The organism is Streptomyces sp. NPDC046831 (assembly GCF_040645305.1).
Classification (GTDB): domain Bacteria; phylum Actinomycetota; class Actinomycetes; order Streptomycetales; family Streptomycetaceae; genus Streptomyces.
In genome coordinates this window covers 43,787-68,491 of the sequence record NZ_JBEYXZ010000030.1, presented here as the reverse complement: position 1 = coordinate 68,491, position 24,705 = coordinate 43,787, and the positions used below count along the sequence as shown (strand labels likewise).

The 24,705-nt window shown below is 71.0% G+C and carries 21 protein-coding genes, 1 tRNA gene and 2 pseudogenes; 8 read left to right on the top strand and 16 right to left on the bottom strand.

Going from position 1 to position 24,705, the window contains the following annotated elements:
* Window positions 1-514: 514 nt before the first annotated feature.
* Complete coding sequence (locus ABZ920_RS23415) at window positions 515-1,513, bottom strand: sigma-70 family RNA polymerase sigma factor (RefSeq protein ID WP_361508233.1); 999 nt, start codon at window positions 1,511-1,513, stop codon at window positions 515-517.
* A 459-nt stretch (window positions 1,514-1,972) separates the two neighbouring features.
* Entirely contained in the window at window positions 1,973-2,740 is a 768-nt protein-coding gene (locus tag ABZ920_RS23410; protein WP_361508296.1) for a class III extradiol ring-cleavage dioxygenase, read from the bottom strand.
* A 377-nt stretch (window positions 2,741-3,117) separates the two neighbouring features.
* On the opposite strand from ABZ920_RS23410, the gene ABZ920_RS23405 reads away from it, so the two are divergent.
* Window positions 3,118-3,645 carry a MarR family transcriptional regulator gene (locus tag ABZ920_RS23405; protein WP_361508230.1) on the top strand — a complete coding sequence of 176 codons (528 nt, stop codon included), beginning with the start codon at window positions 3,118-3,120 and terminating at the stop codon, window positions 3,643-3,645.
* A gap of 172 nt (window positions 3,646-3,817) precedes the next feature.
* Here ABZ920_RS23405 and ABZ920_RS23400 read toward each other — a convergent pair whose 3' ends face one another.
* The gene (locus tag ABZ920_RS23400) at window positions 3,818-5,374 is read right to left on the bottom strand and encodes an MFS transporter (protein ID WP_361508227.1); all 1,557 of its coding nucleotides are present in this window, start codon (window positions 5,372-5,374) and stop codon (window positions 3,818-3,820) included.
* 314 nt (window positions 5,375-5,688) lie between these two features.
* Window positions 5,689-6,336 (bottom strand): helix-turn-helix domain-containing protein, encoded by a 648-nt coding sequence (locus ABZ920_RS23395; protein WP_361508224.1) that lies wholly within the window; start codon window positions 6,334-6,336, stop codon window positions 5,689-5,691.
* A gap of 637 nt (window positions 6,337-6,973) precedes the next feature.
* On the opposite strand from ABZ920_RS23395, the gene ABZ920_RS23390 reads away from it, so the two are divergent.
* The 3 genes from ABZ920_RS23390 to ABZ920_RS23380 all read left to right on the top strand — a co-directional run bounded on the left by ABZ920_RS23390 (window position 6,974) and on the right by ABZ920_RS23380 (window position 10,456).
* Window positions 6,974-8,260 carry a M6 family metalloprotease domain-containing protein gene (locus tag ABZ920_RS23390; RefSeq protein WP_361508221.1) on the top strand — a complete coding sequence of 429 codons (1,287 nt, stop codon included), beginning with the start codon at window positions 6,974-6,976 and terminating at the stop codon, window positions 8,258-8,260.
* Between the two features lie 385 nt (window positions 8,261-8,645).
* Window positions 8,646-10,220, top strand: coding sequence for an IclR family transcriptional regulator C-terminal domain-containing protein (locus ABZ920_RS23385; protein WP_361508218.1), 1,575 nt, complete (start codon window positions 8,646-8,648; stop codon window positions 10,218-10,220).
* A gap of 163 nt (window positions 10,221-10,383) precedes the next feature.
* Window positions 10,384-10,456: transfer RNA gene (locus ABZ920_RS23380), tRNA-Arg, on the top strand.
* 94 nt (window positions 10,457-10,550) lie between these two features.
* Here the strand turns inward: ABZ920_RS23380 and ABZ920_RS23375 are convergent.
* Window positions 10,551-11,368, bottom strand: a protein-coding gene (locus ABZ920_RS23375; protein WP_361508215.1) for an IS5 family transposase whose coding sequence is annotated in 2 segments (ribosomal slippage) — window positions 10,551-11,026 and window positions 11,026-11,368 — 819 coding nt in all. Because the reading frame shifts where the segments join, the coding sequence is not laid out codon by codon here.
* 548 nt (window positions 11,369-11,916) lie between these two features.
* Here ABZ920_RS23375 and ABZ920_RS23370 point away from each other — a divergent pair.
* Window positions 11,917-12,105, top strand: coding sequence for a hypothetical protein (locus ABZ920_RS23370; protein WP_361508212.1), 189 nt, complete (start codon window positions 11,917-11,919; stop codon window positions 12,103-12,105).
* Window positions 12,106-12,503: 398 nt separating this feature from the next.
* Here ABZ920_RS23370 and ABZ920_RS23365 read toward each other — a convergent pair whose 3' ends face one another.
* The gene (locus tag ABZ920_RS23365) at window positions 12,504-13,196 is read right to left on the bottom strand and encodes an SUMF1/EgtB/PvdO family nonheme iron enzyme (protein WP_361508209.1); all 693 of its coding nucleotides are present in this window, start codon (window positions 13,194-13,196) and stop codon (window positions 12,504-12,506) included.
* Window positions 13,197-13,857: 661 nt separating this feature from the next.
* Here ABZ920_RS23365 and ABZ920_RS23360 point away from each other — a divergent pair.
* Window positions 13,858-14,079: a hypothetical protein gene (locus tag ABZ920_RS23360; RefSeq protein ID WP_361508206.1), complete on the top strand. Its 222-nt coding sequence runs from the start codon at window positions 13,858-13,860 to the stop codon at window positions 14,077-14,079.
* 1,001 nt (window positions 14,080-15,080) lie between these two features.
* Here ABZ920_RS23360 and ABZ920_RS23355 read toward each other — a convergent pair.
* Together ABZ920_RS23355 and ABZ920_RS23350 are read right to left on the bottom strand one after the other, a co-directional pair.
* A complete protein-coding gene (locus ABZ920_RS23355; protein WP_361508203.1) occupies window positions 15,081-15,614 on the bottom strand; it encodes a CbrC family protein in 534 nt (177 codons plus the stop codon).
* 177 nt (window positions 15,615-15,791) lie between these two features.
* Window positions 15,792-15,932 (bottom strand): hypothetical protein, encoded by a 141-nt coding sequence (locus tag ABZ920_RS23350; RefSeq protein ID WP_361508200.1) that lies wholly within the window; start codon window positions 15,930-15,932, stop codon window positions 15,792-15,794.
* Between the two features lie 387 nt (window positions 15,933-16,319).
* Here ABZ920_RS23350 and ABZ920_RS23345 point away from each other — a divergent pair, with 387 nt between their 5' ends.
* Entirely contained in the window at window positions 16,320-17,075 is a 756-nt protein-coding gene (locus ABZ920_RS23345; protein WP_361508197.1) for a DUF6585 family protein, read from the top strand.
* Window positions 17,076-17,197: 122 nt separating this feature from the next.
* On the opposite strand, the gene ABZ920_RS23340 is transcribed toward ABZ920_RS23345, so the two are convergent.
* On the bottom strand, window positions 17,198-17,527 hold the full coding sequence (locus tag ABZ920_RS23340) for a hypothetical protein (protein ID WP_361508194.1): 330 nt from the start codon (window positions 17,525-17,527) through the stop codon (window positions 17,198-17,200).
* 152 nt (window positions 17,528-17,679) lie between these two features.
* Here ABZ920_RS23340 and ABZ920_RS23335 point away from each other — a divergent pair.
* A pseudogene (locus ABZ920_RS23335) lies at window positions 17,680-17,859 on the top strand (helix-turn-helix domain-containing protein); the annotation flags it as partial.
* Window positions 17,860-17,960: 101 nt separating this feature from the next.
* Here ABZ920_RS23335 and ABZ920_RS23330 read toward each other — a convergent pair.
* The 7 genes and pseudogenes from ABZ920_RS23330 to ABZ920_RS23300 all read right to left on the bottom strand — a co-directional run bounded on the left by ABZ920_RS23330 (window position 17,961) and on the right by ABZ920_RS23300 (window position 24,681).
* A complete protein-coding gene (locus ABZ920_RS23330; RefSeq protein ID WP_361508293.1) occupies window positions 17,961-18,758 on the bottom strand; it encodes a hypothetical protein in 798 nt (265 codons plus the stop codon).
* 282 nt (window positions 18,759-19,040) lie between these two features.
* Window positions 19,041-19,471, bottom strand: a pseudogene (locus ABZ920_RS23325) (zinc-binding dehydrogenase); the annotation flags it as partial.
* A gap of 472 nt (window positions 19,472-19,943) precedes the next feature.
* Window positions 19,944-20,552: a zinc ribbon domain-containing protein gene (locus tag ABZ920_RS23320; RefSeq protein WP_361508191.1), complete on the bottom strand. Its 609-nt coding sequence runs from the start codon at window positions 20,550-20,552 to the stop codon at window positions 19,944-19,946.
* A gap of 868 nt (window positions 20,553-21,420) precedes the next feature.
* A complete protein-coding gene (locus tag ABZ920_RS23315; RefSeq protein WP_361508189.1) occupies window positions 21,421-21,984 on the bottom strand; it encodes a phage tail protein in 564 nt (187 codons plus the stop codon).
* On the bottom strand, window positions 21,981-23,942 hold the full coding sequence (locus tag ABZ920_RS23310) for a putative baseplate assembly protein (protein ID WP_361508290.1): 1,962 nt from the start codon (window positions 23,940-23,942) through the stop codon (window positions 21,981-21,983). The genes ABZ920_RS23315 and ABZ920_RS23310 overlap by 4 nt, the downstream gene beginning before the upstream one ends.
* Window positions 23,942-24,364 carry a GPW/gp25 family protein gene (locus ABZ920_RS23305; protein WP_361508186.1) on the bottom strand — a complete coding sequence of 141 codons (423 nt, stop codon included), beginning with the start codon at window positions 24,362-24,364 and terminating at the stop codon, window positions 23,942-23,944. Before ABZ920_RS23305 ends, ABZ920_RS23310 begins: the two co-directional genes overlap by 1 nt.
* On the bottom strand, window positions 24,364-24,681 hold the full coding sequence (locus tag ABZ920_RS23300; protein ID WP_361508183.1) for a PAAR domain-containing protein: 318 nt from the start codon (window positions 24,679-24,681) through the stop codon (window positions 24,364-24,366). The genes ABZ920_RS23305 and ABZ920_RS23300 overlap by 1 nt, the downstream gene beginning before the upstream one ends.
* Window positions 24,682-24,705: the final 24 nt, after the last annotated feature.

Below are 24,705 nucleotides of genomic sequence, written 5' to 3'. Positions count from 1 at the left end.
GCGGGCCACCCCGGGGTTCAGGTTCGGGGTGCCCCGTCGTTCAGCCATGTACCGCCCCGGAGCAGACGTGAGCCGGGCTCCGGACGCCCGGGGGGAGGCGCCGAAGCCCGGCTGGGAAGGTCCCGACGCCGGGGGGAGTGCGTCGGGACGAGGTATGGAGGGTCCGGAAGGGATGCTTCCGGCCCCGGACTCCCGGGCCCGGAACGGTTTTTCCCGGGGCCCTGTCGGTTGAAGCGATGCGTCAGCGCCATTGTTCGCGCGCACTTCGGCCACCCGGCGTGCGCGGTTCGGGGAGCCGTACGCCGCTCAGCGCCCCGGACGACCCGCGCAGCTCGCCGGTCCGGCGACGGGCGCGCCGCCTCACCGATCCGGCAACGGGCGCGCCGGGCCGGTCACCGATTCGGTGATCCGCGTCGTTCACCGCTCCGGACAGCCGGCGCGCTCACCGCGGTCGCGGTTCGTCCGGGCGATCCAGCGCCTGTCGACGTAACCACGGACGGAGCCGTCGCCGTCGTCACGCCGCCGCGTCGAAGCCGGTGTCGCGGGCCAGCTTCTTCAGCTCCAGCAGCGCGTGCTTCTCGATCTGGCGGATGCGCTCGCGCGTCAGGCCGTGCTCCTTGCCGACCTCGGTCAGCGTGCGCTCGCGGCCGTCCTCGATGCCGTACCGCATCTTGATGATGGACGCCGTGCGCTGGTCCAGGCGGCCGATGAGGTCGTCCAGCTCCTCGCTGCGCAGCAGCGTGAGCACCGACTGCTCGGGCGACACCGCGGAGGTGTCCTCCAGGAGGTCGCCGAACTGGGTCTCACCCTCGTCGTCCACCGCCATGTTCAGCGACACCGGGTCGCGCGCCCAGTCGAGCACGTCGCTGACCCGCTCGGGCGACGAGCCGAGCTCGGCGGCGATCTCCGCGGGCTCCGGCTCGCGGCCGTGCTCACGGTTGAACTCGCGCTGCACCCGGCGGATGCGGCCCAGCTCCTCCACCAGGTGGACGGGGAGGCGAATCGTCCGGGACTGGTCCGCTATCGACCGCGTGATCGCCTGGCGGATCCACCACGTCGCGTACGTCGAGAACTTGAAGCCCTTGCGGTAGTCGAACTTCTCCACCGCGCGCACCAGGCCGGCGTTGCCCTCCTGGATCAGGTCCAGCAGGGGCAGGCCACTGCGCGGGTAGCGGCGGGCGACGGCGACGACCAGGCGGAGGTTGGAGCGGATGAACACGTCCTTGGCGCGCTCCCCCTCCGCGACCAGCGCCTCCAGCTCCTCGCGGGAGGCGTCCGTCGCGGGCTCCGCGTAGCCGTCGAGGATCTGCCGTGCGAAGACACCCGCCTCGATGACCTGGGACAGCTCGACCTCCTTGGCGGCATCGAGCAGCGGTGTGCGCGCGATCTCGTCGAGGTACATGCCGACCAGGTCGCGATCGGCGATCTCGCCGCCATGGGCGCGAACACTGCTTGCCGCGTCGGCCGTCTCGCCGACGGCGGACTTACGACGGGCGACGGCACGGGTTGCCATGCGTGCTCCCTTGCGATGGTGGGTCAGCGGGTGGTCCTTGGAACGCTCTGCACTGTTTGAAGAACTCCTGCGGGAACTCTTCTCGGGTGCCCGGCATCCGATGGAAACAACGACTGGAATCCGGACAACATTCCCAACCCGCCCCTCCATTTTTCTGATCATGCAGTATCCTGCCCCGCACTTCGGTCCTCCGCCGGTGGAGTACCCACGGAGGCCCAGGTCAGACAGGGGGCGAAAGTTTCGCGCGGCGCCCGCCCGCACCGCCGGTGCGCCGCCCGTGCGATGCGCGTCACACCATTGGCGTCACCTTCGGCGCCGGGGAGAGGGCCGCGCGGGCCACTCTCCCCCTCAAGGACGGGCCGCGTCGGCAGGAGGTTGCCTCACGCCCGGACTCTCAGGGGGTTCGCCGGCCTTCCACGTCCGCGCCCCACGCCGCCGCGCCACCGCACGGCCGGACCCTCATCCGAACTGCACGGACCGCTTGGCCATTCCCATCCAGAAGCCGTCGATCACGGACCTCTGCGTGTCGAGCTCGCCGCCCGCCTCGGCCGCGCCCATGGTCACGAACAGCGGGGCGAAGTGCTCGGTGCGCGGATGGGCGTAGCGTCCGGCCGGGGCCTTGTTCAGGAAGTCCAGCAGGGCGTCCCAGTTCCGGGCCTCCAGAGCCCGCCGGCCCCAGTCGTCGAACTCGGAGGACCAGCTCGGCACCCCCTGCCCGACGTGCCGCAGGGCCGCCAGGTTGTGCGTGAAGAAGCCCGAGCCGACGATCAGCACGCCCTCGTCCCGCAGCGGGGCGAGCCGGCGGCCGATGTCCATGAGCCTGCCCGGGTCGAGGGTCGGCAGGGAGACCTGCAGGACGGGCACGTCGGCGGCGGGGAACATCTCGACGAGCGGGACGTAGGCGCCGTGGTCGAGGCCGCGGTCGGGGACGTCCTGGACCGGCATGCCGGGCGCCCGCAGCAACTTGCGGACGCTGTCGGCGAGCCCGGGGGCGCCGGGGGCCTCGTACCGCACCTGGTAGTAGTGCTCCGGGAAGCCCCAGAAGTCGTACACGAGCGGGACCGTCTGCGTGGCGCCGAGGGCGAGCGGGGCCTCCTCCCAGTGGGCGGAGACGACGAGGATCGCCCGGGGGCGGGGCAGGCCCGCGGACCACGCGGCGAGCTGACCGGGCCAGACCGGGTCGTCCGCGAGCGGCGGGGCACCATGACTGAGATAGAGGGCGGGCATACGTCCTTCGACGGGCGTGCGCTCCTCGGTGGCGGCGGACATGACGGCGGCTCCTTCCGGACGGCGGCGGACGACGCGGACAGCGCCTGCCTCCGCCGTGTGCGCCAGCCCCGCCGGGCACGGCGAGCGCCTCCGGTCCTGGCCCGGTGGGCCTGGCCTGGCGGGCCGGGCGGCTCGGACCCGGCGAGCGTGTCTGCACAAGCAGCTCACCGGGCGCCGGCGGCACGTCGGACGCGGACGGCACGACGAGACGAGGAAGGCGAGCGCGTGCGCGAAGTCCTGACTGCGTGACCTGTTACTTGAACTCTAAAGTGCTCACCGCCCACCCTACGCCCCACTTGTTTAAGGTTCAAGGATTGGCTCGTACAGTGGACTACATGAACACGGCACCCGCATCCGCGACCGACTCCGGACCCGCCGAGGACCACCGCTGGCTCACCGCGGACGAGCAGCGGATCTGGCGCTCGTACCTGCACGCCACCACCCTTCTCGAGGACCACCTCGACCGTCAGCTGCAGCGTGACGCGGGCATGCCGCACATCTACTACGGCCTCCTCGTGCAGCTCGCCGAGGCGCCGGACCGCCGGCTGCGGATGACCGAGCTGGCCATGAACGCCAAGATCACCCGCTCGCGTCTCTCCCACGCCGTCGCGCGCCTGGAGCGGAACGGCTGGGTCCGCCGCGAGGACTGTCCCTCGGACAAGCGGGGCCAGTTCGCGGTGCTGACCGAGGAGGGCCGGGAGGTGCTGCGGCGCACCGCGCCGGGGCACGTGGCCGCCGTGCGGCAGGCACTGTTCGAGCGGCTCAGCCCCGAACAGCAGAAGTCCCTCGGCGAGATCATGCAGATCGTCGCCGAGGGACTCCAGCCGAACGAGGCGGGCGCGGACCTGCCCTGGCTCCGCTGAGCCGGCGGCCCGCCGGGCGCCCCGCCGGCGAGCTCGGGCCGGGAACCTGAACGGGTCCGTGAGACACCGCGGAACGAGAACGGGTCCGTAAAAGACGTACGTCCACGGGCGCCCCGCCAACCCGGGGAGGCCGTGGACGTACGCGGTGGCCCGAAGGGGTGGGCCGTGCGGGTCAGTGGGCGACGACCGGCACCGGCACCTCGTCCTCGACGCCCTCACCGGTCCCGGCGCGGGAGCCTGCCACGGTGGCGCCGCCCGGGCGCCCGGCGTTGACCAGGGTCAGCGCGATGGCGGCGGCCACGACCAGGATGCCGACGGCGAACCAGATGGCGCTGGTGTAGCCGTTCACCATGCCCTGCAGCTGGACCAGCTGCTGCTGCGGCCTGGAGGCCGCGCCGCCGATGTGGTCCCTGATGTACGCCGTCGTCGCGGAGGCGGCGATCGTGTTCAGCAGGGCCGTGCCGATCGCGCCGCCCACCTGCTGCGAGGTGTTGACCATCGCGGAGGCGACACCGGCGTCACGCGGCTGGACCCCGAGGGTGGCCAGGGACATGGCGGGCATGAACGCGGTCCCCATGCCGAGGCCGAGCAGCAGCATCGCCGGCAGCAGCAGCGTGGCGTAGGAGGAGCCGATCTCCATCTGGGTCAGCAGCAGCATGCCGAGGGACGCGACCAGGAAGCCGGGGCCCATCAGCAGCCGGGGCGCGACCCGGGTCATCAGGCGGGCGCCGATCTGGGTGGAGCCGGTGATCATGCCCGCGACCATGGGCAGGAAGGCGAAGCCCGTGGTCACCGGCGAGTAGCCCTTCACGACCTGCAGGTAGTAGGTCAGGAAGAGGAACAGGCCGAACATGGCGATGATCGCCAGGCCCAGGGAGAGGTAGACGCCGCCGCGGTTGCGCTCGGTCACCACGCGCAGCGGGAGCAGCGGGGACTTGACCTTCGACTCGACGACGACGAAGGCGAGCAGCAGGACGGCGGACCCGACGAACATGCCGATCGTCGTCGAGTCGCCCCAGCCGTCGGACTCGGCGCGCGTGAAGCCGTACACCAGGGCGACCAGGCCCAGGGTGGACAGCACCACGCCCGGGATGTCGAGCGGCGAGCGATTGCGGCCGCCCTCCGGCTCACGGACGACGAAGTAGGCGCCGGCCGCGGCGACGACGGCGAAGGGGGCGTTCACGAAGAACGTCCAGCGCCAGTCCAGGTACTCCGTGAGGACACCGCCGAGGATCAGGCCGACGGCACCGCCACCGCCCGCGATCGCGCCGTAGATGCCGAACGCCTTGGCGCGCTCCTTGGCGTCGCTGAACATCACGGCCAGCAGGGACAGCGCGGCCGGCGCCAGGACGGCACCGAAGACGCCCTGCAGGGCGCGGGCGCCGAACATCATCGCGCCGTTCGTGGCCGCCCCGCCGAGCGCCGAGGCCGCGGCGAAACCGGCCAGGCCGGTGACGAAGGCGCGCTTGCGGCCCCACAGGTCGGCGATGCGGCCGCCGAACAGCAGCAGACCGCCGAAGGCGAGGGCGTAGGCCGTGACGACCCACTGGCGGTTGCCGTCGGAGATGCCCAGGTCCTGCTGGGCCGAGGGCAGCGCGATGTTCACGATGGTGCCGTCCAGGACGACCATCAGCTGGGCGAGCGCGATGAAGACGAGCGCCTTCCAGCGGTTGGCGTCCGGGGCGGCACCGAGAGCCTGGGCCGGAGCCTTCGAGGCTGTTTCAGACATGGGGATACCCACTTCGGGACTTCGTGACGGAAAGAAGAGCGTGGTGAAGAGAGGTGAAGAGAGAAAGGAAGGAGCGGAAGAAGGAGAAGGAGGTCAGGGTGGTCGAGCGACGGCGGTCGGCGGTGGGGCGCCGCGGCCGCCGAACGGGCCACGTACGGGACGCGACGGTCGGCGAACGGGGCGGCTCGGCTGCGTCGGCGGCCGCCCGGGGTGTGGTCCGGTGTTCTGACGGGTGAAGCCTGCGGGACTCGGTTCTGACGGGTGAAGCCTGCGGGACTCGGTTCTGACGGGTGAAGCCTGCGGGGATCGTCGGCTCAGGCCTGGCGCAGATCCTCCATGGTCGCGGCCGTGCCCGGCAGGGCGGAGCGGGCCGGAGCCCGCAGCCCGTCGAGCAGCAGCTGCAGATGACGGTGGGCGAAGCGGTCGACGCCGGGACAACAGGTGCCCGCCGGAGGCCGGCTGAGCTGAGCCACCGCCAGCATCAGGTCACCGACACCCACGTCGGTCCGGAGCTGCCCGGCCGCCTTGGCGCGGTCCATGACCTCCGCGACGAGACGCTCGGTCCTTTCCCGGGCCGCTTCCAGGTCGGGGTGGTGCCGGTCGAAGGAGCTGGAGACCATGGGGCACAGCGCGCTGATCCGCTCGTCGGCGGCGGTGTGCACGAAGCGCTCCAGGGCCGCGAAGGCGTCACCGGTCTCCGCGAGCGCCTGCTCGGCCGCCTCCGCCGTCCGGTCCATGACGGAGCAGACGACCTCACGGGCGAGGGCGTCGCGGTCCGGGAAGTTGCGGTACACCGTGGCGTTGCCTACGCCGGCCCGGCGGGCGATCTCGTCGAACGGCACGTCGGGGCCGTGTTCGACGAACATCTCCCGGGCGGCGGTGACGATCCGCTCCCGGTTGCGCAGGGCGTCGGCACGCGGCCGGGTCACCTTGCGCGGCACGGGGGTGACGGTCGTCTGCACGGCGTCCTCCTGATGTCGGTCGTGTCTTGTCGTGTCTTGTCGTAGCTGGTCGTAGCTCGTCGTAGCTCGTCGTGCGGTCGTCGTCGAGGTCGGGGTCGGGGTCGTGCTCTGTCCGCCGGGGTGGTGCACCGTCGGACACGCCGGCGAGGAGCCCCCGCGGTCGCCTCCAGCCCTCCGGGTTCCCCCGAGTGCCTGGGCCACCGCAGCCGACACCGGCCGCCGCGACTTCCGGGTTCGTTCCCGGCCACCGCGACCCGACCGTCGGGTCCCCCCGGCTGCCGGCTCCCCGACTGCCGCGATCCGGGGACCGAGTCCCCGTTTCGCTCGACACAGGCGTAAACGGGGAATCGGTCCCCGGTTATTTCCCGATCCACCAGCGAGCCGATGTGACCTGCGACACACCCCCGGATGCCGGGACCGCGCCACCCGCCATCCACCCCCGACCGCCCCAGCAGTGCCCCGTGAACACGACCGCGTTCCCCGCCCTCACACGTCTGACGACCCCTGAACCACCCGCCGGAGGACGGGAATCCCACGATCGGTCTCTCTCAGCGCGCGCCCCCCGCACCCACGACACAGGGTGATCGAAAGGGTGCAGCCGGAGACCGGCGGCTGCCTGGGAGCGAAAGGTCCATGCATGCAGCCGCAGCCGCGCCGCGCCCGGATACGCACGCGCCGTGCGGCCGCCCTCGCCTCCGTGTCCGCGCTGATCCTGGCGGTCGGCACCTCGGCGGGCACCGGGCACCTCAGGGCCGGCTCCTGGGCGGCCGGTGCGATATCCACCGACCTCACCCGCTCCCCCGCCCTCAGCCCCTGTCTGATCAACGGCCACCGCGCCGTGCAGATGTCGGAGGGCATACCCACCCTCAGCGGCTACGCACGGTCGACCGGCACCGTCCACGCCCTGACCCTGATGGTCGACTTCTCCGACGCCCGCGGGGAGGGCAGCGCGCTCGACCGCCTCCACGAGTTCTTCCCGCAGACGCAGGAATGGTTCCGCGCCGCCTCCTACGGCCGCCTGGACTACCGCCCCGAGACCCCGATACCCCGATGGCTGCGGATGCCCAAGCCGTTCAAGGAGTACCGCATAGAACGCGGCGCCCCGTTCGACCCCGGCTACCGCAGGCTGGTCCAGGACATCGTCTCCGCCGCCGACCCGAAGGTGGACTTCCGCGACTACGACCTCCTGAACGTCCTGGTCACCCCGAACGCGGGCCCGTCCGCCCTCGACACGGTCCTGTCCGTCACGTTCGCCGGCAACCCGGACGCCCCCGTCGCCGACGGTGTCCCGGTGGCGAACGCCTCCTTCGTCTACTCCCGCCAGGACGACGGCTCCGGCTCCTACGACCGCACCGGCTACCGGGTCCTGCCCCACGAGAACGGCCACGTCTTCGGTCTGCCCGACCTGTACACGCCCGAGGGCGGAGGCGCCGTCGGCCACTGGGACATCATGAGCGAGGACTGGGGGGCCAACAACGACCTGCTCGGCTGGCACAAGTGGAAGCTGGGCTGGCTGGAGGCCACCCAGGTGAGCTGCGCGGCGAAACGGGGCACGGCCGAGTACAGGCTGACGCCGCTGGGCCGCGTGGGCGGGCCCAAGCTGGTCTTCGTCCCCCTCGACGGCCGCACCGGCTACGCCGTCGAACTGCGCACCCAGGACGGCAACGACGAGATGGTGTGCCGCCCGGGCCTCCTCATCTACAAGGTCGACGCGAACATCGACACCGGCCGCGGCCCCATCCAGATCTACGACGCCCACCGCGACAGCGGCGGCTGCACCCGCAGCCCCAACGTGCACGCGGAGCTCTCCGACGCGGCCTTCGTACCGGGCCAGACCTTCAAGGACCCGAAGCGGGGTATCCAGATCGCCGTCGCGGCAGCGGACCTCGAGGGGAACTACCGGGTACGGGTGACACGGCGCTGAGCCGGGGGGCGCCTTGGTGCGTCCTTCTCTTCCCGGTGAGTCGGTGAGTCGGTGAGTCGGTGAGTCGCAGTCCCGGTGAGGAGTTCTCCCGGTGAGGAGTCTTCGCGGTGAGGAGTTCTCCCGGTGGGGGAACCCGCGAGGAACGAGACCGGGACTACCGTAGGCCTGCTGCGACCGCCGTACCGGAGAACCGATGCCCGCGAACACCACGACGGAGGCCGACGAGACCGACGAGGCCGCCGGCGCCGAAGAATCCGGAGCCGACGGCGGGACCGGGGCTGGATCCGGCACCGGACCCGGAGCTGCGGCGGGCCCCGCACCCGTGCGCGCCCACGCACCCGCAGCGCCCCTCCCCTCTGAAGCGGTCGCTCCGCTGATCCGCGGGGTGGCTGTCCTGCGGCAGCTCACGGAGGCAGGCGGCACCCTGAGCCTCAGCGGCCTGGAGCGGGCGACGGGCCTGGCCCGTTCCACGGTGGACCGCATCACCGCGACCCTCGCGCGCATGGGCTACGTCCGCCTCGACGGCCGGGACGCGACCCTCACCCCCCGCCTCATGGAACTGGGCAACGCCTACCTGGCCGCCCTGCGCCTGCCGGCCCTGCTCGACGCGCGCGCCGACGCCCTCGCCGACGAACTGGACGAGTCGGTGTCGCTGGCGGTCGGCGACCGCGACGGCATCCGCTTCATCCACCAGGCGACCCGGCGCCGCGCGATGTCGCTGAGCTTCCGCATCGGCGACCTGCTCCCGGCCGAACGCACCGCCCCCGGACCGCTGTTCGCGACGGAGTGGACGGACGAGGACTGGCGGCACTGGCGCGAACGGCGCGCGGCGGACCCGGAGGACAGCGGCTTCCCGGCGGTACCACGCCGGGAGGACACCCCGGCGATCGCCACGAAGCGAGCGTCCGGCGCTCCCCTCCCCGAAGACTTCGAACAGCGCACCGCGCGGGCGCGGCAGGACGACTGGGCGCTGGACGACCAGCTGATCGAGCCGGGCCTGGTCGCGGTCTCGGTGCCCGTACGCGCCCCGGACACCCGCCGGATCGCGTGCGTGGCCAGCGTCGTCAGCCACACGAGCCGCCACTCGGCCCAGAACCTCCACGACACGCTGCTCCCCCGCCTCCGGGCGACGGTCGCGGCGATGGAACGGGACCTGAGCGAGGCCCCGCCGTCGCAGGCATCACCGCCGCCTTCCGGCCTGGCGGTCTGGACGGCCGCGTCAAAACAGGAACTGGGCCGGGAGTTCATCGAGTCCCTGGCCCGCGGCCTGACCGTCCTGACGGCTTTCGGCGAGGGCAGGACCGCCCTGCCCCTGACGGAGGTGGCCAAGGCGACGGGACTGGCCCGGGCGACGGCGCGCAGGGCCCTGATCACCTACGAACACCTGGGCCTGGTCAAGCAGGAGGACAAGCGCACCTTCACCCTCACACCCCGGGTGCTGTCCCTCGGCTTCCCACCCCTGTCCCGGACCTCGCTGCCCCGCATCGCGCAGCCCCACCTGGAGGACCTGGCCGCCCGGGTCCAGGAGTCGGCGTCGCTGGCGGTGCTGACGCCCTCGGGCGAGGAGATCCAGTACACCGCCCGAGCGACCACGAACCGCATCATGAGCGTGAACATCACCGTGGGCACACGCCTGCCGGCCCACCCCACGGCCCTCGGCCGCGTCCTCCTGGCGGACCGGCCGACCGCCGCGGCCCCGCCCGCCCCCCTGCCCGAGGTGGGCTCGGCGGGCTACGCCCTGGTGGACGAGGAACTGGAGGAGGGCCTGCGCTCGCTCGCCGTCCCGGTCCGCGACCGCGCGGGCGCGGTGGTGGCCGCGGCGAACCTGGCCATGCACGCGGCCCGCCACACGCGCGAGGAGTGCGTCGAGCACCTGCTCCCCGCCCTGCGGGAGACGGCCGCCCGCATCGAGTCGGACCTCCACATGGCCTCCCGCTTCACCCCCGTCCCCCTGACCTGACCACCCCGTCCCGGCCGAACCACCTGCCGGCACCGCAGGGCTCCCCCCACCGCACGGCGCTGATCCGCTACTCTGTCAGGGACCGCCGCAACGGCGGTCACCACCTTGCCCAGGCGTGACCGGCCGCTCACCCACAGCTCCGGCCCCACCGACCGCAAGCCCCGCCTTCGTAGCTCAGGGGATAGAGCACCGCTCTCCTAAAGCGGGTGTCGCAGGTTCGAATCCTGCCGGGGGCACAGCCAGAAGGGCCAGCTCAGGAGTGTTTCCCTCCCAGGCTGGCCCTTAGCCGTTTCAGGGGTCGTGCCACACGCGTGCCACTAAGACCGTGTCCTATGTGGTGAGGCGGACGAGCCGTTTGTAGCAGCAGATGGCTGCGGCGAGGCCGAGAAATGCCAGGTAGTTGCGGGGATGGCGTTCGTAGCGGTGGTTGAGTCGGCGGTAGCCGGTCAGCCAGGACATCGTTCGCTCGATGACCCATCTGCGGCGTCCGAGTCGTTCGCTGGACTCGATGCCCTTGCGCGCGATCCGGACTCCGATGCGCTTGCCGCGCAACCATTTCCGCAGGTGAGGGACATCGTATGCCTTGTCGGCGTGCAGCCGCTGAGGTTTAAGATGGCGGCCGCGGTGGGGGTCGTGTCTCGTTTGGTGACCCATGATCATGGGCTTCAGCGCGAGGCTGTCGTGGACGTTGGCGGCCGAGAGGCCAACGAGGAGGGGCAGTCCGTTCGCGTCCGACAGGACGTGCATCTTGGAACCCGGCTTGCCCCGGTCCACGGGGCTCGGACCTGTGTGTTCGCCCCCTTTTTCGCTCTGACGTGGGCGGAGTCGAGCACAGCGCGGGAGACGTCCAGCAGGTCAGCATCGTCGAGCCGGTGCAAGATCTCTTCATGCAGCCGGCCCCACACGCCGGCTCTCGACCAGATCAAGAACCGGCGGTGAGCCGTCGACTTCGATATGCCGAAGCACGGCGGCAAAGACCGCCAGGCGCAACCGCTCACCAGGACGTAGATGATGGCCGCGAACAGCGTCTCATCAGGCGTGTCCTGCGTTCCGCCGCCTTGCGGCCGTACTTTCGACGGCGGGATCAGCGGTTCTGCGATCTCCCACAACCCGTCCGGAACAATCCAACTCCACGTACCCCGCCCCATGGACAGCCCAACGAGTGATCACCACATAGGACACGGTCTTAAAGCGGTGGTCGTGTCGGGGCACCCTCTCTACTCTGTCGTCATGTGCCGATACGCGACCCCTTACAAACCGCACTTCGTGTGTCTGGCCTGCCGGTCGTCGTTCAAGCAGAACCCGCTACCGCCGCGAGCGCATCCGTGCCCGCGCTGCCGCACCCCGATGATCAACGCTGGGTTCGACCTTGCCATCCCTCGCCGTAGAGACAAGAACGCTTGGGAAGCACTTCGGGCCACGCTGCGGGCGGGCCTCACCTTCCACTCATGCGGTTGCGGAGGTCCCGGCTACCGGCCGCGGTCGACTGCAGAAGTCCGGGAGCGCCGCCGGGCGTCCAAGCGGCTCGGGCTACCAGAACAGACGGCCCTCAAGCGCTACGACCCCTGGGAGAACCCAGCACGGTGAGGATGTGCACCGGAGTCCGGGACGGGGGCTGTACCAGACGGCCGCTAGGTCGTGCAGGGGGCGACTCGCTGATGGAGACAGCACGAAACGTGCCCGGACCAGGGGGACCGTGAGCAGGAGACGCTACGTCGCCCGAGGCGTGCCTGGTGGATACCGGGTCTGGGACAACCGAGGACGTCGATGGTGGGGGGATCTCTACGAGTTGTGTCCTGACGATCTCGTGGCCGAGCTCAACGGCCAGGCGGATCACGCACGGATCACTGCGCTGATGAAGCGCTACAGGGCGCAGAAGCGGTAGGTGGCCCGGAGCGTGGCTGGCGAATGCACGCACCACAGCCGCACCTGGGCTCACTGAGCCAGACCGCCCAGGTGTGCCCGCATCTTCTAAGCGCCGGCTCGGCTGCTGTACAGCAGCGACCGCCCCGCCCGTAGTTCGCATCGAGGGGTGCCCTCGACACCCCCGCTCGGGCCGTCTCTGGGCCGTCCGAGGACGCTCAACAGTGGCCAACAACGACCAGCGACCACCACCAGGCGCACGGGACCACTGCCCCTGAGCAGGGAAAACGCAGGTCACCAAGATCCCCGGCAAGACCCAGGGCAAGAAGAAGTAAGCCCGCACGAACAGGCCGCCTGTCCGCAGTTTTTCCGCCGGTAGGGGACCTGTCGCTGTGCCGGACTCCCCGGGGCGCGGCCTGTCTACGTGTTGCCCCTGTGCTCGGCATACCCCTGGCTGGTTGGCACGGGTGCGACCGGGCGGACCGCGGTGAAGTTCTGGAACGCGTCGCGGGTGGCGGAGAGCAACAGCAGCCACTCGTCGCAGCCCTGCCACGGATAGAGGTCGCCGCCGCCTCCGCGCACCACCCGCGGTCCGTCCCCGGTGCGGGGGCGTGCGCCCACCGGCGCGTCCGTGAAGTGCGGGATCCACACGTCGGCGCAGATCTCGTTCGCCGATCCCATCGCCGCCAGCCCGAAGGCGTTCTCGGCGGCGGCGGTGCGCTCCTCGTCGGCGAAGTCGTCGAGCACCTGGCCCTCGTCCGGCCTCCCGTCCCCGCGGAAGGTCAGGGTAGTCGTGCCCGCCCGGGCCGCGTACTCCCACTCCGCCTCGCTGGGCAGCCGGAAGGGCAACGGCTCCAGCAGGTCGTCCAAGTCGTCCTCGAGCCGGGCCGTGCTCGAAGCCGAGTCGGCGAAGCTGTCCTCGTACTCGGGCAGCCAGTGCCGTACTTGCGCCACCGTGAGCGGATGCCGGGCGATCAGGAACGGCTCGACTCGCACTTCTCGTACCGGCCGGGCCCGGACAGCGCCGGCGAAGAACGCTTCGAGGTCGTCATCGGCGCCGTCGGCTCGCTCGATGGCACGAACCGCGTCCAGTTCCGCGTCGGACAAGCCCATCCGGAACGTCCCACCGGGAACAGCCCGGAAGACCACTCCGGAAGGGGTGTGCCGCCAAGCCGGTCGTCCGGCCACGATCTCTTGCGCCCACATGGTGCCGGACGCTACCAGCCGGGCATCCCGGACGGGGAGGAGGCCCAGGAAAGGAGGTGATCAGCTTGATCACCTCCTGGACGCCGCAGCTCCGCACCACTACCGCACCAGATCGAGCGGCGAACAGCGGGGAATCACGGTGAAAGCCGCCCTGCCCGACGACGCTACGCCCAGGCCGCTCGCCCAGGTCAGCGCGCAAACCGGCCGCAAATGCCCGCAGCTTCCCAAGCTGAGAGCCTTGCGAGTCAGGTACCACGGGCCGGCCGTCGCGGCTTTCTCTGGTCGACGGCACGAGCCGGTAGCTGACTGCAGCCGGTGGGCGTGGCTGGAGCGCCCGCGCGCCTGATCGGTCGGCGCACTCACCATCGTGGCTGACTGTCGTCGGCTGAGGTTCGTGCCCCAACCGTGCCAAGTACAGAGATCAGCCACGGTCAGCGAAGGAGCCTGCGGCCGAGTTTCGCCTCACCAAGTCTCGAAACCGCAGGTCAGTGGCATAACGCGGTTGCTCTCGTCCGGATCTGTGTCGACGGCCACAGCGAGCGGGATACACGTAGGCTCATACTGAGTCATGACAAAGCGTGCTGCACCGAAGCGTCACTTGCCTACCAGCCCCTTCAAGGCCCCGGTCACACCGGCTCCCAAGCACTTCGCCACGGGCGACCAGGTTACACATGACGTGCACGGTCTCGGCCGGGTAATCAGCATCGAGGACGGATTCGCGGCGCTGGTGGATTTCGGCTCGGCGCAAATGCGAATCTTGAGCCCGTACGCCAAGATGACCAAGCTGTAGGACCACTGTGCCCGGTCACGGCACTCCAGGCCCCATTAGGGACCTGTAACGAAAGAGAGACCTCTCATCGATCCAACGTCGCTGTTCTCCGCTCCGGAAAAGCAACCCCGCTGCTCCACTGCAGCGTCGCCGCCTCCGACGACAAACCCCTTCCAGGCCCCAGACTTCAGGGAAGACGAAATCTTCCTACTCGACGATGCACAGGAGCCCGCCTCAGGCATGCGTGCGGCGCGCCTCAAGGTGGCTTAGCTCCACGAATGACGGTGACTTCGGCAGCTGGCCGCGGGCCGTCTCCCGTGCTGCGGAGGAGCGCGGCCGTCTCAGTTTCCGTCTCATTCAGCCCCGTTCACGGTCATTCAGACGAAACCCGGAGCCGTCCCCACGCCAGTGGCCATCCGCCCATGAACCCAGGTGAACGGCTCCGAACGATGCCCAAGACCCCACCACCACAGTTGGAAAGCGTGCGCCCCCGAGCAACCTCCTTGGGCCGCCGTGCACCGCTGCGCGGAGCAGTGCGCCTTCCACAGAGGACATGTGCCGTACGCAGTCCAGGTGTGGAGCGCTCACGGAGAAGGGCACTCGGTGCCGGCGGCTGACGATGGTTGGTGCGTCGCGATGCAACCTGCACCGTGGCGAGTGGTCGTCGTACACCATCGAGAAGCGCAAGGAAGCCGAACGCAAGGCGAAGACACGCAAGCGGCGCAAGTCATCCCAGCTGGCGTGAGGTGACATCCATGCCTGACATCAACGACAGCGGACAGCGGCGGCGCGGTGCGGTCTGACACGGTCACGGCCGCCCCGCGCAACACGGGTGGACAGGCGGTCAGACCGAACTCCTGAAGCGGGTGTAGCAGGTTCGAATCCTGCCGGGGGCACCAGCGCAAAGGCCCCGGACCGATCATGGTCCGGGGCCTTTGACATCCACTTCTGACCTCAACGGGTGCGGTCACTGTCCCCCGCACCCTCATCTGCTACCGCAGACTCGCCAAGGCGGACGATCTTCAGGATGCGTCGACGTAGGCGAGGTGGACCCCACAGACGGTGCAACGGAAGAGCATGGCAGTCGCCCCCTCGCCCAGGTGGTTCAAGAAGTGCTCAAGCTGGTTTTCGTCGTGCCAGCCCTCCATGCGCATGTCGGCCCGCAATCGGTCGAGGGCTTCCGGATGCGCCGCCAACTCGGTGTACCCGACTTCGCCCACGAAGGCCGCCGCGTCGTGGCAGTGGACGAGCCAGTGTGGATCCTGCCAGGAGTGGAAGCCAGGTGTGCGGCGGGTGACCTCATGCAAGACGTCCTCACTGACGCCGTCGAGCCCGTAGGAGTCGGTGAATTTACCTGCGAAGCGTTCAGCCGCGCTCCCGTCCGCGATACACCATGGGCAGAAAGGTCCGCGGACCTCGTGGGCGGTGTAGAAGGTTGCTGTGTATATCCAACCCGTGCTGCGGCTGCAGCAGGCGCACCTCTCGGCGGACGCACGGATGGACCCGCTGGCGAGGGGGTCTGGGTGATAGCGGAAAAAGGGCAGGCCGTCGTTCATCGCCGCTTCTTGATCTGTGCCTCGGTGGCCATGCCTTCCGATCTCATGAAGGGCAGTCTGTCCGCAACGAGGTATGGGATCACGCGGCGACGTCGGACTCCTGCTGGCCCAGTCCCAAGGCCCCAGACCGATCATGGTCCGGGACCCTCGATACGTATGTGACTTCAACTCCGGTGGTCACTCACGACCGGGACGCCTCCGCAGCAGCCGGTCCATGTGACTCATGGCCTCGCGCAGCACGCGGCCGTCGAGGTCAACGTCCGACCAGCGCAGCCCGACGATCTCGCCCTGGCGGAGGCCCATGGCGATGGCGAGCACCAAGGCCGCGTAGAGCGGGTCCTTGCGGGAGGGCGCCGTCGCCGCCCGCAGGTCCGTAGTGGCGTGCGCGGGATGCTCCCATCCCGTCCGCCATCGAGCCAGGCAGAGCCGAGCAGACGCGGTCCGTGAGCAATCCTCACAGTCGTTCGTACAGTGGCGCGCTCCACCTGGACGCCATGAACCACGCCCGCTCCACGGTGTGTGGGTCGACGGCGTACGGGATGGGAGCTGGGGAGAGTGCTGGGTGCAGGTGAGACGGAGGCTGTGGATCCTCGGCCGGCGTGCCGGTTCCGGTGGCCGTCAAGCCCCCCGACGCGTACCGCCGTCGGGCCCGACCGCAACAATGGCCACCACATTTCTGAAACACCACGGTAGGGAGCACGACTCATGGTCAAATCCGCCGCTCAGCAAGACTCCGGGCAGACATCAGCCCCCCAGACGGCACCTCTGGGGACTGAAGGGCTCGGACAACTGCGTGAGACCTTCCTGCCCAAGCGGGTCGGCCCTGTGCGGATCGCTGCCCTTCTGCTCATGGGGACCGTTTCCCTGATCCTTCCTCCCCTGGGCGCTTACTTCCTCTGGCTCGCTGCCCAGACGCCCAATCTCTCGCGCAAGCAGGCTGCCCGCCGACTGCACCTCTTCGAACATGGCCTGGCCGAGGTGGGGAAGAGCGGCGAAGTGTCCGTTTTCCGCTGGGACACGATGACGGTGCTTCAGGAGATCACCGAGCGGTACGCAAACGGCATGTATGTCGGCACCACCTACGTCTACACGCTCTATCGCGCGGACGGTACGACGCTCAAGGTGACCGGCTTCTACGACCAGCCTGAGCGCTGGGGCCCGGCGTTGCAGCAGGAGATCACCCGGGCACAGCTCCCCGGACTGCTCGCCGGGCTGGAGCAGGGCGGGACCCTGACCTACGGGGAGCTCTCGGTCAACCTGGGCGGTGTGGCCACCTCAAAGGACAGCCTGACGTGGCCGCAGATCGAGAAGGTCGAGCTCTCACAGGGAGTGTTGGTGTTGCGCAAGGTCGGCAAGAAACTGCCCTGGGCAAGGATGCCGGTCAAGAAGATCCCGAATCTCTTCCTCTTCCTCGCCCTCGTGGAGCAGCTCCGATACGGCGGGCCGCGCCAGGACGCCTGACCACCGGAGCACGGTCAAGGGCAACGTATGGAGGGGCAGTCGCAGATGTGGAGCCCTCCCCAGCTGGCGTACTGCTGCTACTGAAGTTATTGGTACTGCTCCGCGCAAGTTCGTGGAGGGGGTCAGGCTGGCATGCCGTCGAGGTAGAGGCCGGAGGCACAGTCCAGGCATTCTTCGGGGCTTCCGGAGGGGAGTCCGTTAGGTAGGAAGTTGTCCTGGTAGCTGTCTCGACTGGCGAGGTAGAGGGCGAAGCCCCATGTGTGCAACACACCGGCGAAGCGCAATCGGCACAGGGGCAGTCGCTCGCCTTCCTTCAACTCGCCGTCCACGTAGGCGAAGCCCGCCCGGAAACGGACGTGGACCCGGGTCAGCTGCGGCCATCGCTCGGCAGCGTGGGTGTTCAGCCGCTGGCGCAGGTGGCGCTGCATGGACTCAGGCGGGTTCTTCGGCACGGCCCCATCCTGCCGAACCCGGCCGCCTCCCGCCATGATCCCTGGCTGTGGGGACGGGATCAGAGCGGGATGCGGCAGTGGCTGTGGAAGTGGACCGGGAGACGCGCGAGAGGCTGCAACGGGTCGCCTCCTCAGCGAAAGCGCAGGTGAGGCAAGTCCTCCGGGCCCGGATCGTACTGGCCGCAGCCGACGGGGCGGGCAACGCGGCGATCGCCCGCCAACTGACGGTGTGCGTGAACACGGTCCGCAAGTGGCGCGGACGGTTCGCCGAACGCGGGCTGGAGGGTCTCGATGACGCAGCCCACTCGGGCCGGCCGCGCCGCTATGACGACGACCGGTGAACACCGACGCGGCCCGGGCGCAATGGATGGCGCAGGTGCTTGCGCAAGGGAGCGTGGGGGCAGCGCGGCGTCCTCCGGGGCCGGAATCCGGGTCAGTGGTCGTCGGTGATGGTGGTGGCGATGCCGTTGACCACGACGACCTCCGCGGACACACCGCCTGCCTTGGCGGCCGCCTCCAGTTCGTCCTCGGTGCACGCGGTGCCGCCCTGCCCGCCCTCGCCGCCGTTGGCGTCGCCGCAGATGTCGCCCCAACCCCAGATCTCGGTGTCGGTGGCGACGAAGAATTGCTGCTCGGTGCCCTTCAGGTCCGACACCGTGTACTTTCCCGGCGCCAGGTAGGTCACGGTGCCGAACCAGGTGCCGGAAACGCCCTTGCCCTTGTTGATGCCGTCGAGGGCCGAGTCCCGGCCGTTGTCGTCCCCGCCCTCGGCCGGGGCACCCTCATCCGGTGCCGGGCGCTCGGTGACCGTGGTGGCGACGCCGTCCTTCATCACCACGTCCGCGGCGACGGATCCGCTCTTCAGCGCCTTGTCCAGGTCGTCGGCCGTGCAGGGCGTGTCGGCGGCGGGGTTGTACTCGCCGCAGATGGTGCCCGCGCCGTAGATCCTGGTGTCCTCCGCGACGAAGAACTGCTGTTCCTTGCCGGCTGCCTTGACGATGTGCTTGCCGGGGGCGAGGTATTCCACCGTGCCGCCCTTGAAGGTCCCGCTGACCCCCTTGGGCTTCTTCGCCCCGGACTTCGCTGCCGCCTCCGCCGACGCCGGGGGCGTATCGGTCTGCGACGAGGAGCCGGCGCCCGTGGCGTCGTCCTGGCAGGCGGTCAGCAGCGTGGTGCCGGCGAGGAACGCGGCGGCGACGAGTAAGGACCTGGTGCGGAGGGTGGAAGCCATGGTGGCGTATCCCCATTTCATGGAGTCCGTGGAAGGGTTCATGGAAAGGGTCCGGCGGCGGATGCCCCGTGCCCTGTGGTGCTCGGTTGTCGTGACCACGATGCGGGAGGGGCGCGGGCCAGGGGAAGGAGAGTCGTCGGCCCGCGACGGCGCTGTCACCGTCTCCGGACACTGCAACGCTTGTTCACACAGACGGCCTGCGGGCCGCTGCCGTCGCGTTTGCGCTGCGCCCGCAGCGACGATCTCGTGTGCCTTGACCACCTCGGCCAGCGGCAGCACCTGGTCGACGTGGACGGTGAGCCGTCCGGCCGCGACGAAAGCCGCCAGTCGGGCCAGGTCGGGCGCGGACGGGTGACGAAGGTGACCGCGTGCCGGATGCCGAGTTCGGTGATCAGTTCCGGCGTGACGCCGGTGTCCTGGGGACAGGCGCTGACCAGCAGGCCGCCGGGGGCGACGGTGCGGGCGCAGCGTGCGCCGTCCTCGCCTCCGACCAGGTCGAACACCACGTCGACCGGACCGGCCTCGGTGAAGTCCCGGGAACGGTAGTCGACCGGCTCGTCCGCCCCCAGGCGGCGCAGTAGGTCGTGCTTGCCCGCGCTCGCTGTGGCGATCACCCGGTCAGTATCCCGACCCCCGGCAGAGGCAGCCAGGGGACGCCAACCCCTGGCTGCGGAAAGCGGCCAGCACCCGCCCCGATCACGCGCATGCCTCATGGGCAGCGAGGCAGGGGCCCTTCGGGGCCAGAGTCCGCGGGCCGCCCTCGCTCCACGTCTTTCGCCCGCGCTGCACCGAGCGGACGGTGACGCGCAGGCCACGGGCGAGAACGGCCGTGTTGTCACCTCTGGCGGATCGCTCGGCCGCCTCCATGCGTAACTGTCCCGAAACGCCCGGCGCCCGGCGCTCGGTCCACCGCCCTGCGCGTACCTCGTGCAGACGGCACACCGCAGTGCGACCGAGCAGGCTGGTCGGCCCACTGTGAAGATCACAGTGGCCGACCCGACGAACCGCCCGAGTGAGGTCCGGCCCATGGCGGCGCGTGCGCGTGCTGCAGCCGTCAGGCGTCGAAGCGGCGACGGGCGGAGGCACACGCCGGCGACTACCGCCGGCCGTCGCGCCGGTTGACGCGGGTGGATCGGGGGATCAGCCGGGTCAGCCGTCGCAGAACCGGTCGCGGTCGGCCCCGCGTCAGCCCCGCTGGAAGAACTCCACCTCCGCCACGGCCAGTTGACGGCCCGAGGTCAGTCCCACGGGCGAGCGTAGGACCAGGCGTACCGTCTTCACGTCGCTGATGGCGGTGTTGATCGTCTGCGAGCCGGGTTTGTCGCTGAGGGTGAGCTGCTTGTGCTGCTGCTCGCCGTCCTGCGTCCTCACCTCCAGGTCCATCTGGAGTGCGCGTGCCTCGCCGGTGTAGGCCTCCGGGTCCTTGGACGGGCCGTTGGTGATGATCAGGTCGACCAGGCGGAACGGCTTGCGGAAGGTGTACGTCACCGAGGCGCCGGGCCCGGGTGCGCCCCAGTAGCTGTTGCTCAGTCCGTCGGTGCTGTTCTTCGCCGGGTGCCGGGGGGACTCGGCGCTCGCCTTGATGTCCACCGGGGTGATGGGCTTGGCCTTGCCCAGTTTGTCCCGGGTGTCCTCGAACAGGGCGCGTCCGGCGGGCAGCAGCAGGAGAGCGCCGGCGCACAGCGCCACCACCACGGCCAGGATCACCAGGAGCCGCACCGCCCTGCCCGAACTCGCCCGCACCCGACGGCGGAACGGCCACACGGTCCGCCACCACGGCAGCGGTTCGGGCATTGCGGCGGGGTTCAGCGCGGTCGCGCAACGCCGGCAGAACCGACGGCCGGGCGGATTGGGGGTGCCGCAGGAGGGGCAGGGCGCGCCTGCCACTTCGTCGGAGGCCTCTGCGGGGCGTACGACCGGGCGGGGGGCCACCGGCTTTGCGGGGCGTACGGGCTGGATGGGGGCGGGAGTCGGCGTGCCGGGGGTAGGGGCGGCCGGGGGCCGGGGGCCCGGCGCGTTCCGGGGGGCCGGAGCGGGTGGAGTGGCCGGAGCCGGGTGGAGGGTGGGGGCCGCGGCCGCCGCGCCCTTGGCGGCGGCTTCGTCGGCGCGGGAGGCCTCGCCGGTGGTCGGGCGAGAGGCGGGAGCGGAGGGCCCGGCCCCGGCGTCGTCGGGGCCGGGCCGGGGTGTGGGGCTTGGGGTCCCGTCCTGGCCGGAGACGGTCCCGGAGCCCTCGCTGTCGCCGTCGCCGGATCGTGAGCCCGCGGCAGGCGCCGTGCTCGCCCCCCGCGCCGCGCCACGGCCCCGGCCCGTCAGCCGGGTGCGCAACGACGGGCCGCGGGCGGGCGCGGCGGACGCCGGCTCCTCAGCCGCGGGTGGCGAGGGCGCCGACGGGGCGGCGTCGCGCCGTGCGGCACCCGGTGCGGCCGGAGGTTCGGCAGGGGGGCTCGGGGCCGACGGTGCCGAGGACGCGTCGGGGGCCGACGGATCCGCGGACGTACCGAGGGCCGGCGGATCCGCGGGCGTGCCCGAAGACGACGCACTCGAAGCCGCCGTGTCCGAAGCCGCCGTACTGTCCGACCACCCCAAATACGCCCCGCAGTTGCCGCAGAAGTCGTCCGTGGAGCCGTTGGACGCCCCGCACGCGGGACAGGCGCGCATGGCGTCACCTCCCTTCGTCGATGGGCGGGCCGGGCAGAAGTTCCACCCGGCAGACGGCGTGCACCGGGCACATGGCCCTGACGACCTCGTGGACCCTCGCCGGGTCCACCCGGGCCTCGCGGTCCGGCCACACCCGGACCAGGACCTCGGCGGGGGGCTCCGGCGGCAGGTCGGCGCCGGGGGTGCTCGACCACACCGCGCCGCCGTCCCCGGTGACCTCGGTGTGCACGCCGAGTGCGAGCCGCAGAGCCTCGGCCAGGCCGCGCCGGGTACCGCGCCACCGGTGCAGCTCCACCGCGCGGGCGACCGCCTCGCGGCGCCGTTCCACCGGCCACTGCGGGTCGTCGGCGGCGCCCACCCAGGACGCCAGCCAGGCCAGGAAGTCGGCCGGGGTCACCCGGGGGTCGAGATAGGCGGGCAGATTGTCGAGGGTCGCGAACACCGGGGCGAGGACGGTGTCGAGTCCGCCGGTGAAGCGCTGCGCGAAGTCGTCCTCGGCGTACAGCGCGGGCAGTTGCTCACCGATCGGGTGACGGCTCGGCAGACCCGGTACGGCCGCGCGGCTCACCCCCGGGCCTCCGGCTCCACGGCCGTGACGACCACCTGGTGCTGGTACGAGAAGACCAGCGCGCCCGCCGCCACGTCGACGCGGTCCGTCGGTGCGCCGCGTCGCCCGGTGATCGGGTCGGCGGGGAACAGCAGGATCTCCTCGACCAGCGCGTTGCCGGTGGCGCGTTGGAGGACACCGAAGACGTCGCCGTACTGGACCGGTCGCCCGAAGGGCCAGCCGGTGCCGTCCGGGCCGCCGACCAGCGGGTTGAGGTGGCGGAACAGCGCGGCCAGGGCCGCGTCGCGGACGCGGTCGGTGTCGGCGGGGGCCGCCGCGAGCCTGGCGACCACGGTGACGCCCTGGTAGGCCGGCGGCTCGACGACCAGGCGGGTGCCGATCAGGCGGCGTTCGTCGAGGCTCGTGGTGATCGCCCGGAGAACCTGGTCGGACGGGATCAGCTGCTCGAAGCGGAGGCGGTCGTCGCCCTCGTCCGCCACCGCGTCCGGCACCACCAGCACCCGGACCGCGCCCGCGCCCTCCGCGGCGGGCAGGCAGCGGACCCGGCGTACCGAGGGTGCCGCCTGGCCGGCGATGATCTCGTAGTCCTCGGCGGTGACGGCGCGTTCCTGCATGCGCAGTGCGTCCGGCGCCCGCAGTCTGGCGTTGGCGATCGTCTCGCCGGCGACGCCCCCGCTCGCCGCCTCCCGGTTGACGACGCGTGCGACGTAGGGGACGGAGCTGCGCAGTACGGAAATCGCGCCGCGGGCGACGTTCCCCGCCGGGCCGCCGCCGGTGCGATAGCGGGCCACCCGGATCTGGGCGCCCTTGGGCGGCACGGCGCCGCACTGCCGCAGTGTGCCGTCCGGTTCGCGCAGCGTCGGCGGAAAGGTGAACTCGCCGGTGGTGGCGTCGACTCGGACATGACGGTCGGCCGGGCCCGAGCGGCCGAAGTGCTCGACCACGTCCCAGCGCTGCCAGCCCTCGGCCGAGGACACCTCGACCACGGGGGGCTCCCTGTCGAGGAGGACGGGCGGGCGGCCGAGCCGGAACGTCTGCCCGCCGACGCCCTCCGATGTGCCGAGCGGCACGTCGGTCTCGCTCTCGGCGTGCTCGACGGTCATGGTGCCGCCCACGGTGAACACCGCCGCCTCCCGCACCGTCGGGGACTCCGAGTAGAACGGCTGGCCGGGCTCCGCCTCGGTGACCCTGCAGCGCAGCCAGCCGGCCCGGGTGCCGCCGATCACCGACGCCGTGTGCCCGGCCGGAACGTACAGGATGACCTCGCCGGGCCGGTTCAGGCCGCCGGTGGAGTCCTCGCCGGTCTCGCACACCTGCCAGCCGCCGCCGTCCCACGCCTCCCACACCAGCGGGGGCTGGCGCGGGTCGACTCCGATGCCCTCCACGCGGCTGTCCAGGCGTACCGCGACCACGCACCGCGGCACCGCCGTCGGCAGGCCGAACAGGAGCGCGTCGCCGGGCTGGGGTGCGGCCTGGAAGGCGGGTATGTCGCGGCCCTCGGCGAGCTCCCCGGTCCGGTCGGTCTGCCCACCGGTGCGGGGCGCGGTCACCAGGCGGATCAATTCGCTGGGCAGGATGCGCAGTTCGTCGGTCGTCGTGAAGACCACGGCCTCGTCGGCCTCGCCGCCCGCGGTGGTCACCTCGGTGCCCGGGGTCAGTGTCACCGTGTCGGACTGCGGCGCCGACAGCCAGAAGTCGACATCGGCCACGGCCGCGGCGGGCGGGAACAGACGGATGCCGAGCAGGTCCAGGAAGGCGGTGTAGTTCTTGTCCGGGACCCGGTTCAGCCGGTACAGCAGCTGGTCCACGAGGTAGGCGAACGTCTCGATCAGGGTGACGCCCGGGTCGGAGACGTTGTGGTCGGTCCACTCGGGGGCGCGCTGCTGCACGTACCGCTTCGCCTCGTCGACGAGCTGCTGGAACCGCCGGTCGTCCAGGTTGGGGGAGGGCAGGGCCATCAGGCGGCGCCCCATTCCTCGGCCCCCTCCTCGGAGGGGATCGTGTAGAAGGGAAAGACCAGGTTGCGCCGGTCGTTGGTGGAACGCAGGGTGTAGTGCACGTCGATGTAGAGGGTCCCGGCCTCGACGGCGTCGAAGGCGACCACCACGTCGTCGACCGCGATGCGCGGCTCCCACCGCTCCAGGGCCTCGCGCACCTGCTGGGCGATACGTCCGGCGGTGGCACCGTCGCCGGGCGCGAACACGTAGTCGTGGATGCCGCAGCCGAACTCGGGGCGCATGGGGCGCTCGCCGGGCGCGGTGCCGAGGACCAGACGGATGGCCTCCTCGATCTCCCGCTCCCGTTCGACCATGCCGATCCCGCCGGTCGGTCCGACCCGCAGCGGGAACCCCCAGCCGCGGCCGATGAACCGGTCGCTCATCACACGCCCCCGATCAGGACGTTCAGGGCGCCGGCCGAGATCATCGCGCCGCACGTGGTCTGGTCGCGCATCCGCGCGGCCGGCAGCCCGCCGATGAGGACCTCGCCCGAGGCGAGCACGGCCGGGTTGGGCATGACCACGTTGCCCGGCCCCAGGGCCGCGTGCGGCGGCATCACGCAGGTGTGCAGGCTGCCCGTGACGGCGGCGGGTCGGCCTCCGATCAGCACACGCGCCACCGCCGCGGCGGCGCCGGGCGGCGGGGTGGCGATCACACCGCCGTGGTTGGTGGGGTCACCGGTACGGGCTGCGGCCGGCATGGACGCTCCTTGGGAAGGTCGGGG

Bases quoted from the DNA above. Each gene is read 5' to 3' on its own strand.
- ABZ920_RS23415 (WP_361508233.1), bottom strand. From the start codon at position 1,513: ATGGCAACCCGTGCCGTCGCCCGTCGTAAGTCCGCCGTCGGCGAGACG.
- ABZ920_RS23410 (WP_361508296.1), bottom strand. From the start codon at position 2,740: ATGCCCGCCCTCTATCTCAGTCATGGTGCCCCGCCGCTCGCGGACGAC.
- ABZ920_RS23405 (WP_361508230.1), top strand. From the start codon at position 3,118: ATGAACACGGCACCCGCATCCGCGACCGACTCCGGACCCGCCGAGGAC.
- ABZ920_RS23400 (WP_361508227.1), bottom strand. From the start codon at position 5,374: ATGTCTGAAACAGCCTCGAAGGCTCCGGCCCAGGCTCTCGGTGCCGCC.
- ABZ920_RS23390 (WP_361508221.1), top strand. From the start codon at position 6,974: ATGCAGCCGCAGCCGCGCCGCGCCCGGATACGCACGCGCCGTGCGGCC.
- ABZ920_RS23365 (WP_361508209.1), bottom strand. From the start codon at position 13,196: ATGGGCTTGTCCGACGCGGAACTGGACGCGGTTCGTGCCATCGAGCGA.
- ABZ920_RS23360 (WP_361508206.1), top strand. From the start codon at position 13,858: ATGACAAAGCGTGCTGCACCGAAGCGTCACTTGCCTACCAGCCCCTTC.
- ABZ920_RS23355 (WP_361508203.1), bottom strand. From the start codon at position 15,614: ATGAACGACGGCCTGCCCTTTTTCCGCTATCACCCAGACCCCCTCGCC.
- ABZ920_RS23345 (WP_361508197.1), top strand. From the start codon at position 16,320: ATGGTCAAATCCGCCGCTCAGCAAGACTCCGGGCAGACATCAGCCCCC.
- ABZ920_RS23330 (WP_361508293.1), bottom strand. From the start codon at position 18,758: ATGGCTTCCACCCTCCGCACCAGGTCCTTACTCGTCGCCGCCGCGTTC.
- ABZ920_RS23320 (WP_361508191.1), bottom strand. From the start codon at position 20,552: ATGCCCGAACCGCTGCCGTGGTGGCGGACCGTGTGGCCGTTCCGCCGT.
- ABZ920_RS23310 (WP_361508290.1), bottom strand. From the start codon at position 23,942: ATGGCCCTGCCCTCCCCCAACCTGGACGACCGGCGGTTCCAGCAGCTC.
- ABZ920_RS23305 (WP_361508186.1), bottom strand. From the start codon at position 24,364: ATGAGCGACCGGTTCATCGGCCGCGGCTGGGGGTTCCCGCTGCGGGTC.
- ABZ920_RS23300 (WP_361508183.1), bottom strand. From the start codon at position 24,681: ATGCCGGCCGCAGCCCGTACCGGTGACCCCACCAACCACGGCGGTGTG.